This is a genomic window from Streptomyces sp. NPDC004788 (assembly GCF_053601115.1).
This window is the reverse complement of sequence record NZ_JBSGBF010000033.1, coordinates 67427-78453: the sequence shown is the minus strand read 5'-3', so window position 1 is coordinate 78453 and position 11027 is coordinate 67427. Positions and strand designations below refer to the sequence as shown.

Sequence of the window (11027 nt, the reverse complement as noted above, 5' to 3'; positions counted from 1 at the left end):
GACCTGATGCGCCTCTTCAAGGCCCAGATGGTCGAGCGGGTCATGGCCATGGCCAACGTCCCGGACGACGTGCCGATCGAGAACAAGATGGTCACGCCTTGGTGAGGTCCTCGACCTCCTCGTCGGGCTCGCGGCCCGGCGTCGGCAGGTTGAACTTGGTGATCGCGAAGCGGAACACCACGTAGTAGATCGCTCCGAAGACCAGACCGATCGGGATGATCAGCCACGGCTTCGTCGCGAGGTTCCAGTTCAGCCCGTAGTCGATGAGGCCGGCCGAGAACGTGAAGCCCGCGTGGACGCCGAGCGCCCAGGTCACGGCCATCGAGAGCGCGGTGAGGACCGCGTGGATCGCGTACAGCAGCGGCGCGATGAACATGAACGAGAACTCGATCGGCTCGGTCACGCCGGTCACGAACGAGGTCAGGGCGAGCGAGATCATCATGCCGAGGACGGCCTTGCGGCGCTCCGGGCGGGCGGAGTGCGCGATGGCGAGCGCGGCGGCCGGCAGGCCGAACATCATGATCGGGAAGAAGCCCGACATGAAGAGTCCGGCGCTCGGGTCACCGGCGAAGAAGCGGTTCAGGTCGCCGTGCACGACCTCGCCGGAGGCGTTGGTGAAGTCGCCGATCTGGAACCACGAGACGGTGTTCACGAACTGGTGCATGCCGACCGGGATCAGCGCGCGGTTGATCAGACCGAACAGGCCCGCGCCACCGGCGCCCAGGCCGGTCATCCACTCGCCGAAGCTGGAGATGCCCTCGCCGATCGGCTCCCAGACCAGGCCGAAGAAGACGCCGACGGCGGTGCCGACGAAGGCCATGATGATCGGGACGAGCCGGCGGCCGTTGAAGAAGCCGAGCCAGTCGACGAGCTTGGTGCGGTGGAACCGCTGCCACAGCACGGCCGCGATCAGACCCATGACGATGCCGCCGAGGACACCCGGGTTGTTGTACGTCGCGGCGACGTCGACGCCCTTGTTGGCGGTCGTGTTGACGACGGCCTCGGTGACCGGGAACGCCTTCAGCACGTTGCTGTAGACCAGGAAGCCGACCAGCGCGGCGAGGGCGGTGGAGCCGTCGGCCTTCTTGGCGAAGCCGATGGCGACGCCGATGCAGAAGAGCAGCGGCAGGTTGTCGAAGACCGCGCCACCGGCGGTGGCGAAGACGGAGGCGACCTTGCCCCACCCGAGGCCGTCGGCACCGAACACGTCGGGCTGGCCGAGACGGAGCAAGATACCCGCGGCCGGCAGCACGGCGATCGGCAGCTGCAGGCTGCGACCGACCTTCTGCAGGCCCTGGAACAGGCCGGATCCGCGCTTCTTCGCGGGAGCGGCGGCCTGGGCGGTGGCCGTACTCATCAACTTCCTCCAGTAGGCAAGGCGCCGCCAGAGGACAGTGAAAAGGGGGTGACGGCGGCGTCTCGTGGAACGCGGTGGTCTGGACCGCGTGGTCTACACCATTAACTGGTGTAGACCTGTTGTAGCACGTGTGACTTAGATAAGGAACCTGTGAATTCTGTGCACTGAGCCATAGCCGGTCACGGGACGACAAAAGGCCCCCGGACCATGAGGTCCGAGGGCCCGCGCGAGCAGGGCTTACGCCTTGTCCTGCGCCTTGTCCCGCCTTGCTCTACGCCTTGGTGACGTCCCGCTCGATCTCCTCCGCCAGCTCCTCCGGCTCGCGGCCCGGCGTCGGGAGGTTGAACTTGATGATCGCGATCCGGAAGATCGCGTAGTAGACGACGGCGAAGCACAGGCCGATCGGGATGATCAGCCACGGCTTGGTCGCGAGTCCCCAGTTGATCACGTAGTCGATCAGGCCGGCCGAGAAGCTGAAGCCGTCGTGCACGCCGAGACCCCAGGTCACCGCCATCGACACACCGGTCAGGAGTGCGTGGATCGCGTAGAGCGCCGGCGCGATGAAGAGGAACGAGTACTCGATCGGCTCCGTGATGCCGGTGACGAACGAGGTCAGGGCGACCGACAGCATCATGCCGCCGACCTCCTTGCGCCGGTGCGGCTTGGCGCAGTGCGTGATGGCGAGGGCGGCGGCCGGCAGCGCGAACATCATGATCGGGAAGAAGCCGGAGAGGAACTGCCCGGCGTTCGGGTCGCCCGCCAGGAACATGGTGATGTCGCCGTGCACCACCGTGCCGTCCGGCTTGGTGTACGAGCCGAACTGGAACCAGATCGGCACGTTCAGGAACTGGTGCAGGCCGATCACGAGCAGCGCGCGGTTCGCGATGCCGAAGATCCCCGAGCCCCAGGCCCCGAGCCCGACCAGCCAGTCGCTGAAGTTCTCCAGGCCGTCGCCGATCGGCGGCCAGATCCACAGGCAGAGCGCGGCGAAGAGGATGCCGACGAAGGCCATGATGATCGGCACGAGCCGGCGCCCGTTGAAGAAGCCCAGCCAGTCGACCAGCTTCACCCGGTGGTAGCGCTGCCAGAAGAAGGCGGCGAGCAGGCCCATGATGATGCCGCCGAAGACGCCCGGGTTCTGGTACGTGTACCCGGCGAAGGTGTCGTTCGGGCCGAGGCAGCCGCCGCCGATGTCCCTCGTACCCGCCGGGCAGGCCTTCGGGAAGGCGTGCAGCACGCCCCGGTAGACGAGGAAGCCGGCCACCGCCGCGAGGGCCGTCGAGCCGTCCGCCTTCTTCGCCATGCCGATGGCGACGCCGATGCAGAAGAGCAGCGGCAGGCCGAGGTCCGAGTCGAGCAGCGCGCCGCCGGCTCCCGCCATCACCTTGGCGACGTTGTCCCAGCCCAGGCCCTCGGAGCCGAAGACGTCCGGCTGGCCGAGCCGGCCGATGATGCCGGCCGCCGGGAGCACCGCGATGGGCAGCTGGAGGCTGCGGCCCATCTTCTGCAGCCCCTGGAAGAAGCCGCCCCACGACACCTTCCTCTGCCGCGCGGCCGGCGCGCTGTCGCTACCCATCGGCGTCCTCCCTCGGCGCTGCGGTTGCATACTGGTGTAGACCAGTTGCGGTAGGCTCCGGAGGTGCCAGAGGGCAGGCCGCCGGTGATCGTCATCATTCGGCAGAACGGCGGTATGCGCTCGCGAGGTTGGGCCAACCGTGGGTTACCGTGACAAAGCGAACCACCGGTGCGCAGAACGGACAGGGAGAAGCACATGGCCAGCAAGGCTGAGAAGATCGTCGCCGGCCTCGGCGGCATCGAGAACATCGAAGAGGTCGAGGGCTGCATCACCCGCCTCCGCACCGAGGTCGTCGACCCGTCCAAGGTCGACGACGCCGCGCTCAAGGCCGCCGGCGCCCACGGCGTCGTGAAGATGGGCACCGCCATCCAGGTCGTCATCGGCACCGACGCGGACCCGATCGCCGCCGACATCGAAGACATGATGTGACAGACCCTGATCAGTCTTGATCCGAGCAGCTGACACCAGCTGCCGAAGGGCCCGTTCCGGCAGGGGGACGGGCCCTTCGCTCATGCGGCTACGCTCGTCGTATGTCTCGCATCGACGGCCGTACCCCCGAACAGCTCCGCCCCGTCACCATCGAACGCGGCTGGAGCAAGCACGCCGAGGGCTCCGTCCTCATCTCCTTCGGCGACACCAAGGTCTTCTGCACCGCCTCCGTCACCGAAGGCGTGCCGCGCTGGCGCAAGGGCAGCGGGGAGGGCTGGGTCACCGGCGAGTACTCCATGCTCCCGCGCTCCACCAACACCCGCGGCGACCGCGAATCCGTCCGCGGCAAGATCGGCGGCCGCACCCACGAGATCTCCCGCCTCATCGGCCGCTCGCTGCGCGCCGTCATCGACTACAAGGCGCTCGGCGAGAACACCATCGTCCTCGACTGCGACGTCCTCCAGGCCGACGGCGGCACCCGCACCGCCGCCATCACCGGCGCGTACGTGGCCCTCGCCGACGCCGTCGCCTGGGCCCAGAACAAGAAGCTCGTCCGCGCCGGCCGCAAGCCCCTCACCGGCACCGTCGCCGCCGTCTCCGTCGGCATCGTCGACGGCACCCCGCTCCTCGACCTCTGCTACGAGGAGGACGTCCGCGCCGACACCGACATGAACGTCGTCTGCACCGGCGACGGCCGCTTCGTCGAGGTCCAGGGCACCGCCGAGGCCGAGCCCTTCGACCGCAAGGAGCTCAACGCCCTCCTCGACCTGGCGTCCGGCGGCTGCGCCGAACTCGCCGAGATCCAGCGCCAGGCGCTCGAAGGAACTCTGTAGCACCGCGGCGCGTCTGCACTGATACGGGCGCACGGGCCGAACCGTGCGCCCCGTCCACACCCCGGGGGGACCTGTTCACATGAAGCGCCGCCGCACCCTTGCCCTCGCCGTCTCCACGGCAGCCGCACTCGGCACGCTCGTCGGCTGCGGCGCGCTCGACAAGGCGATGGACTGCGTCAACACCGCCGACGCCATAGCGACTTCCGTCAGCAATCTCCAGCAGGCCGTCAGCAACGCCTCCAACGACCCGACCCAGATCGACGAGGCCCTGAACAGCATCGACACCGAGCTGGGCAAGATCAAGAACACGACGGACAACGCCGACCTCGCCAAGGCCGTCGACGACCTGGACAAGGGCGTCGACTCGGTCCGCACCGCAGTCAAGAACGGCGACACGACCCCCGACCTCACGCCGATCACGTCCGCGGCCACCGAGATCGGCAAGGTCTGCACCCCGTAGATACTGGGTGCCATGACCCGTCTGATCCTCGCCACCCGCAACGCGGGCAAGATCACCGAACTCCACGCGATCCTCGCCGACGCCGGCCTCGACCTCGAACTCGTCGGCGCGGACGCGTACCCCGAGGTCCCCGACGTCAAGGAAACCGGCGTCACCTTCGCCGAGAACGCCCTCCTCAAGGCCCACGCCCTCGCCCAGGCCACCGGCCTCCCGGCCGTCGCCGACGACTCCGGCCTCTGCGTCGACGTCCTGAACGGCGCCCCCGGGATCTTCTCCGCCCGCTGGTCCGGCGCCCACGGCGACGACAAGGCCAACCTCGACCTGCTCCTGGCCCAGCTCGCCGACATCGACGACGCGCACCGGGGCGCCCACTTCGCCTGCGCGGCCGCGCTCGCCCTCCCGGACGGCACGGAGCGGGTCGTCGAGGGCCGCCTCCTCGGCACCCTCCGCCACGAGCCGGTCGGCACGAACGGCTTCGGCTACGACCCGATCCTGCAGCCGGAGGGGTACGAGGTGACGTGCGCGCAGCTGACCCCGGAGCAGAAGAACGCGATCAGCCACCGGGGGAAGGCGTTCAGGGCGCTGGTGCCCGTCGTGCGGGAACTGCTGTCGTAAGGCTTCGTCAGGCTGCCGTACCTGTGCTGCCGTACGTTGTTCCGAGTGCGGCCGGGGGGACTCGAACCCCCACGGGTGTTAACCCACTGGGACCTAAACCCAGCGTGACTGCCAATTCCACCACGGCCGCTCGCTGCCCGGTCATGCTACTGGCCGGGCGGCCCCGCTCACAGACCCGGGATCAGATCCCGAGGTCCTTGATGATCTTGGCGACGTGGCCGGTCGCCTTGACGTTGTAGAGGGCGCGCTCGACCTTGCCCTCCTCGTCGACGACGACGGTCGAGCGGATCACGCCCGTCACCACCTTGCCGTAGAGCTTCTTCTCGCCGAAGGCGCCGTACGCCTCCAGGACCTTCTTCTCCGGGTCGCCGACCAGGGTGACCCGGAGGTTCTCCTTCTCGCGGAACTTCGCGAGCTTCTCCGGCTTGTCGGGGGAGACGCCGATGACGTCGTAGCCCGCGCCGGCCAGCAGGTCGAGGTTGTCGGTGAAGTCGCACGCCTGCTTGGTGCAGCCCGGGGTGAGGGCGGCGGGGTAGAAGTAGACGATGACCTTGCGGCCCTTGTGGTCCGCGAGGGAGACGTCGTTGCCGTCCGCGTCGGGCAGGGTGAAGGCGGGGGCGGTGTCGCCGGGCTGCAGTCGCTCGCTCATGGCTGGCTCTCCTCGGGAAGTTCACGTACGCGATCCGAGCCTAACGGGGGTCGGGGACGACCGGCGGGCGGCCGAGCTGACAGACTGTTCACCAGCGGCCGGAAACGACCGGAGTGCAGACCGTAAGACCGGGTCACCGGAACAGCCGGAACACCCGACCACACGACTACGACGGAGGCAGCGCGGTGTCGGACGTCAGGACCCCTGCGGAGATCGAGGCGGACATCGTCCGCCGGCGCGAGCAGCTCGCCGTCACGCTCGACGAGATCGGCGTTCGGCTGCACCCGAAGACGATCGTCGGCGACGCCAAGGCCAAGGTCGCGGCGAACATCGACCACACCGTGGGGCGCGCCTTCGTCTCCGTGAACCGGGTCGTCTCGGACGTGAAGGCCCGCTTCACCGACGAGGAGGGCGCGCCGCGCCTGGAGCGCGTGGTGCCGGTGGCGCTCGTCGCCGTCGCCGTCATCGGGCTCATCGCGACCTCCCGCAAGCGCAAGGGCTGAGACGGGCGGGCAGGGCGGAGCAGGTAGGTTCGGACCGTGAGCGAGAACACCCACGACAAGCTGCCCATCCGGATGCTGCACGACCGCGTCCTGGTCCGGACCGACACCCCCGAGGGCGAGCGGCGCTCCGGCGGCGGCATCCTGATCCCCGCGACGGCCGCGGTCGGCCGCCGGCTGGCCTGGGCCGAGGTCGTCGCGGTCGGGCAGAACGTCCGCACCGTCGAGATCGGCGACCGGGTCCTGTACGACCCCGAGGACCGCGCCGAGGTCGAGGTGCGGGGCACGGCGTACGTCCTGATGCGCGAGCGTGATCTGCACGCGGTCGCCGCGGACCGCTTCCTGGGCGCCTCCGACTCGACCGGCCTGTACCTGTAGCGAGCAGAACGTGGAGGGCCTGGTGACAGTGGTCACCAGGCCCTTCACCTGTGTCTTTGCCCGCTCTTTGCTAGCCTGGAGGGACCCCGACGAGACGCGCCGTACCGGGTTCACGACAAGACGACGCACCCCTGTTGATCGCTCTGATCCGTCTCGCGGAGGTTCGTCGTCATGGCCTGGGTTCTGCTCGTTCTCGCCGGTGTGCTCGAAGTCGGCTGGTCCATCGGCATGAAGTACACCGAGGGCTTCACCCGTCCGTGGCCCAGCGTCCTCACCGTCGCCGGGATCGTCGCCTCGATGGCGCTCCTGGCCCAGGCCACCAAGACCCTGCCCATCGGCACCGCCTACGGCGTCTGGGTCGGCATCGGCGCGGCCGGTGCGGCGGTGCTCGGCATGGTCGTGCTCGGCGAGCCGGCGACCGCCGCCCGGATCTTCTTCGTGTGCCTGCTGCTCGTGGCCGTCGTCGGACTCAAGGCGACGTCCGGCCACTGACGGAAGCCGGAGCGGGTGCGGGGGCCGGCGCGGAAGGCGGTGCGGGTACGGGCGCGGGCGCGTCCGGTGCCGGCGGACGCACCGCCTCCCGGAGCGGCTCCTGCCGGGCGGGCGCCGACGGGTTCCACTCGCGTGCCCCGTCCCGTACCCCCGCCCGGGGAGCCGTACCGCCCGCGCCGTTCGCCCCGCGACCGCGCTGCGGCCCCTCGTAACCTCCGCCCGGCCCGTCGGGCCCGTACGGGAGGTCCGGCGCCGGCGGTTCCTCCGCGCCCGCCATCAGCCGCAGGTCGAAGTCCTTCGCCGGCACCCCGGCCAGCGCGTCGCGCGTGAACTGCGCCCAGATCTCGGCGGGCGCCCCGCCGCCGTTGACGCGGGTCTGGCCGAGCGCCCCGTACAGCGGCAACTGCCGGCCCGTCTGCGGGTCCTGGCCCATCATCGCCACGACGGTGGCCAGCTCGGGCGTGTAGCCGGCGAACCAGGCGGCCTTGTCGTCCTCCGCGGTGCCGGTCTTGCCCGCCGCGGGCCGCCCGGCGGAGAGGGCGGTGGTGCCGCTGCCGCCCTGGACGACGCCGCGCAGCACGGCGGTGGTGGTGTCGGCGGCCTCGCGGTCGACGGCCTGGACGCCCTGCGCTCCCTGAGCGGAGGGGAGTTCGAGCTCCTCGCCGTCCCGGGAGACCTTGTCGACGAGCGTGTACGTGTCGTGCCGGCCGTGGTTCGCGAGCGTCGCGTACGCCTGTGTGAGGTCCAGGACGCTGGCGGTGGCCGGGCCGAGCGCGATGGACGGGGAGGCGTTGAGGTCGGGCGTGCGGGGCGGCAGACCGAGGGCGACGGCGGTCTGCCGGACCCGGGCCGGGCCGACGTCGACGGCCATCTGGGCGTACACGGCGTTCACCGACTGGTCGGTGGCCGTGCGGACGGTGATCTCGCCGTAGTTGATGTCGTCCTCGTTGGCCGGGTCGTAGGCGGCGCCGGTCCAGCCCTGCACCGGGCGCCGGTTGTCGCCGTCGTACACGGTGTTGGGGGTGATCCGCTCGCCCTCCTGGGTCTGCGCGCCGTGCTGGAACGCGGCGGCGAGCACGAAGGGCTTGAAGGTGGAGCCGACCTGGTAGTCGCGCCGGGTGGCGTTGTTGACGTACTGCCGGGTGTAGTCGACGCCGCCGTAGAGGGCGACGACCCGCCCGCTCGCCGGGTCGATCGAGGCACCCCCGACCCGTACCCACTTGTCGGCGGGGTGGCGCTCCGGGTCGAGCTTCGACGTCACGCGGTCCTCGACGGCCTTGACGAGGGCCTCCTGCTTGTCCGGCTCCAGGGTGGTGGTGATGCGGAAGCCGCCGGCGGCCAGGGTCTTGTCGTCGATGATGCCGTGCTCGGTGAGGTACTGCTCGACGGCCTGGACGAGGTAGCCGCGCTGTCCGGAGAGCCCGGCGGAGGGGCGCAGCGGGTGCGGGGTCGGGAAGACGGCGGCGGCGCGGTCCGCGCGGCCGAGCCAGCCCTCCTTGACCATGCCGTCGAGGACGTAGCGCCAGCGGGCGAGGGCCCGGTCGCGGTTCTCGGGGTGGCTGGCGACGTCGTAGGCGTTGGGCGCGTTGAGGAGGGAGGCGAGGTACGCGCCCTCGGCGGTGTCGAGGTCCTTGGCGTCCTTGCCGTAGTAGGCGCGGGCGGCGGCCTGGATGCCGTACGCGTTGCGGCCGAAGTAACTGGTGTTCAGATACCCCTCCAGGATCTCGGCCTTGGACTTCTCGCGGCCGAGCCTGAGCGCGATGAAGAACTCCTTGGCCTTGCGGGTGAGGGTCTGTTCCTGGCCCAGGTAGTAGTTCTTGACGTACTGCTGGGTGATCGTGGAGCCGGACTGGCGGCCCTTGCCGGTGAGGGTGTTCCAGGTGGCGCGGAGCATGGCGCGCGGGTCGACGGCCGGCGAGGTGTGGAAGTCCCGGTCCTCGGCGGCGAGCACGGCGCGCTGCACGGGGAGCGGGACGCGCGCGAGGCTCACGTTCTCGCGGTCGACCTCGCCGGCGCGGGCGATCTGGGAGCCGTCGCGGTAGAGGAACAGGTTGGACTGGGCGACCGCGGTGGCGTTGGCGGCCGGGATGTCCACGAGGAGGTAGCCGGCGACGAGGCCGCCGAGGAGGAGTACGGCGCCGAGGACGGCGAGGCCGAGGAGGCGCTTGAGGATCCGCAGGAGGCGGCGGGGGCGCCGTCCGGGCGGGCGGGGCGCGGGGACGGTGGGGTCCCGGGGCTCCCAGGCCGCGGGCTCGGGCGGCAGGACCTCGCTCGTACCGGAGCTCCTGCCGGATGAGCTTGTACCGGATGAAGGGGACATAGCACCCCATCTTGCATGTATCGGACGGGAAAACCGGTCGCGGCGACACGGGAAATCCCTCCAAGGCGGAGGTATCGGGGGGAACTCCGCGTGCGGCGGAGGAGTCAGTCATGTAGGGAGGTGAGGTGATGGTCAGCTTCACGTACACGGCGGCGGACGAGGAGAAGAGCAGGGGCGTCCGCCGGATGAAGGCGATGGCGACGGGCCTGCTGGCGCTGGTGGCGGCGGTCTACGCCCTGGCGACCTGGGCGAAGTCGTCCGGAGCCGGCGGCTGGGCGGGCTATGTCGCGGCGGCGGCCGAGGCCGGCATGGTCGGCGCGCTGGCCGACTGGTTCGCGGTGACGGCCCTGTTCCGGCGCCCGCTGGGCCTGCCGATCCCGCACACCGCGATCATCCCGACGAAGAAGGACCAGCTGGGCGCCTCGCTCGGCGCCTTCGTCGGCGAGAACTTCCTCTCCGCCGACGTCGTGCGCGGCCGGCTGCGCGGCTTCGCCATCGCCCGCCGCCTCGGCGCCTGGCTCGCGGACCCGGAGCACGCGGACCGGGTGACGTCGGAACTCGCGGTGGCGCTGCGGGGCGCCCTGACGGTGCTGCGCGACTCCGACGTCCAGGCGGTCGTCGGCGAGGCGATCTCCCGGCGGGCGGAGGCGGCCGAGATCGCCCCGGGCCTGGGCAAGACCCTGGAACGCATGGTCGCCGAGGGCGCCCACCACCGCGCGGTCGACCTCGTCTGCGTCCGCGCCCACGACTGGCTGATCACCCATGCCGACTCGGTGATGGACGCGGTCCAGGGCGGCGCACCGGGCTGGACCCCGCGCTTCGTCGACCGCAAGGTCGGCGAACGCGTCTACCGCGAGCTCCTCCGCTTCGTGACCGAGATGCGCGACATGCCGTCCCACCCGGCCCGCGGCGCCATCGACCGCTTCCTGCGGGACTTCGCCGCCGACCTCCAGTCCGACACGGACACCCGCGCGCGCGTCGAGCGCCTGAAGTCCGACATCCTGGCCCGCCCGGAGGTCCAGGACATCATCGCCTCCGCCTGGTCCTCCGTCCGCGACCTCCTCCTCGCCGCCGCGGACGACCCCCGGAGCCAACTCCGCCGCCGCGCCCGCGCCTCCCTCGTCTCCCTCGGCACCCGCCTCTCCACCGACACCCGCCTCCAGGCCAAGGTCGAAGGCTGGGCGGAAGACGCGGCGGCCTACGTCGTCACCACCTACCGCACCGAGATCACCTCCCTGATCACCGACACGGTCGCCGGCTGGGACGCCACCCAGACCTCGAAGAAGATCGAGGCCAACATCGGACGGGACCTTCAGTTCATCAGGATCAACGGCACGGTGGTGGGAGCGCTGGCGGGGTTGCTGATCTACACGGTGAGCCACGTGCTGGGCGGGTGAGGCGGTACGCGTCGGGGCGCG

The 11027-nt window shown here is 70.5% G+C and carries 12 protein-coding genes, 1 tRNA gene and 1 riboswitch; of the genes, 8 read left to right on the top strand and 5 right to left on the bottom strand.

Annotation, left to right across the window (positions count from 1 at the left end; translation table 11 throughout):
* Window positions 1-91: 91 nt before the first annotated feature.
* Window positions 92-1357 carry a PTS transporter subunit EIIC gene (locus ACWEJX_RS17155; protein WP_451608247.1) on the bottom strand — a complete coding sequence of 422 codons (1266 nt, stop codon included), beginning with the start codon at window positions 1355-1357 and terminating at the stop codon, window positions 92-94.
* 271 nt (window positions 1358-1628) lie between these two features.
* Window positions 1629-2933, bottom strand: a complete 1305-nt coding sequence (locus ACWEJX_RS17150; RefSeq protein WP_451608246.1) for a PTS transporter subunit EIIC — start codon at window positions 2931-2933, stop codon at window positions 1629-1631.
* A 195-nt stretch (window positions 2934-3128) separates the two neighbouring features.
* Here ACWEJX_RS17150 and ACWEJX_RS17145 point away from each other — a divergent pair, with 195 nt between their 5' ends.
* The 4 genes from ACWEJX_RS17145 (at window position 3129) to rdgB (ending at window position 5270) form a co-directional block, all read left to right on the top strand.
* Entirely contained in the window at window positions 3129-3362 is a 234-nt protein-coding gene (locus ACWEJX_RS17145; protein WP_451608245.1) for a glucose PTS transporter subunit EIIB, read from the top strand.
* Between the two features lie 101 nt (window positions 3363-3463).
* Window positions 3464-4195: a ribonuclease PH gene (rph, locus tag ACWEJX_RS17140; RefSeq protein ID WP_451608244.1), complete on the top strand. Its 732-nt coding sequence runs from the start codon at window positions 3464-3466 to the stop codon at window positions 4193-4195.
* A 79-nt stretch (window positions 4196-4274) separates the two neighbouring features.
* Window positions 4275-4655, top strand: coding sequence for a hypothetical protein (locus tag ACWEJX_RS17135; RefSeq protein ID WP_451608243.1), 381 nt, complete (start codon window positions 4275-4277; stop codon window positions 4653-4655).
* A 12-nt stretch (window positions 4656-4667) separates the two neighbouring features.
* The gene (gene rdgB / locus ACWEJX_RS17130; protein WP_451608242.1) at window positions 4668-5270 is read left to right on the top strand and encodes an RdgB/HAM1 family non-canonical purine NTP pyrophosphatase; all 603 of its coding nucleotides are present in this window, start codon (window positions 4668-4670) and stop codon (window positions 5268-5270) included.
* 46 nt (window positions 5271-5316) lie between these two features.
* On the opposite strand, the gene ACWEJX_RS17125 is transcribed toward rdgB, so the two are convergent.
* Both ACWEJX_RS17125 and bcp read right to left on the bottom strand, forming a co-directional pair.
* Window positions 5317-5400: transfer RNA gene (locus ACWEJX_RS17125), tRNA-Leu, on the bottom strand.
* A 51-nt stretch (window positions 5401-5451) separates the two neighbouring features.
* Entirely contained in the window at window positions 5452-5919 is a 468-nt protein-coding gene (gene bcp, locus ACWEJX_RS17120) for a thioredoxin-dependent thiol peroxidase (protein WP_451608241.1), read from the bottom strand.
* Between the two features lie 185 nt (window positions 5920-6104).
* On the opposite strand from bcp, the gene ACWEJX_RS17115 reads away from it, so the two are divergent.
* From ACWEJX_RS17115 to ACWEJX_RS17105, 3 genes are all read left to right on the top strand, one after another.
* Window positions 6105-6422: a DUF3618 domain-containing protein gene (locus ACWEJX_RS17115; RefSeq protein ID WP_451608240.1), complete on the top strand. Its 318-nt coding sequence runs from the start codon at window positions 6105-6107 to the stop codon at window positions 6420-6422.
* Window positions 6423-6458: 36 nt separating this feature from the next.
* Window positions 6459-6797: a GroES family chaperonin gene (locus ACWEJX_RS17110; RefSeq protein WP_451608239.1), complete on the top strand. Its 339-nt coding sequence runs from the start codon at window positions 6459-6461 to the stop codon at window positions 6795-6797.
* A 69-nt stretch (window positions 6798-6866) separates the two neighbouring features.
* Window positions 6867-6927, top strand: a riboswitch (guanidine-III (ykkC-III) riboswitch).
* 41 nt (window positions 6928-6968) lie between these two features.
* On the top strand, window positions 6969-7289 hold the full coding sequence (locus ACWEJX_RS17105; protein ID WP_451608238.1) for a DMT family transporter: 321 nt from the start codon (window positions 6969-6971) through the stop codon (window positions 7287-7289).
* Here ACWEJX_RS17105 and ACWEJX_RS17100 read toward each other — a convergent pair.
* Entirely contained in the window at window positions 7267-9609 is a 2343-nt protein-coding gene (locus ACWEJX_RS17100) for a transglycosylase domain-containing protein (RefSeq protein WP_451608237.1), read from the bottom strand. The two genes, ACWEJX_RS17105 and ACWEJX_RS17100, sit on opposite strands and share 23 nt — an antisense overlap.
* A 128-nt stretch (window positions 9610-9737) precedes the next feature.
* On the opposite strand from ACWEJX_RS17100, the gene ACWEJX_RS17095 reads away from it, so the two are divergent.
* A complete protein-coding gene (locus tag ACWEJX_RS17095; protein ID WP_451608236.1) occupies window positions 9738-11006 on the top strand; it encodes a DUF445 domain-containing protein in 1269 nt (422 codons plus the stop codon).
* The last annotated feature ends 21 nt before the right edge of the window (window positions 11007-11027 follow it).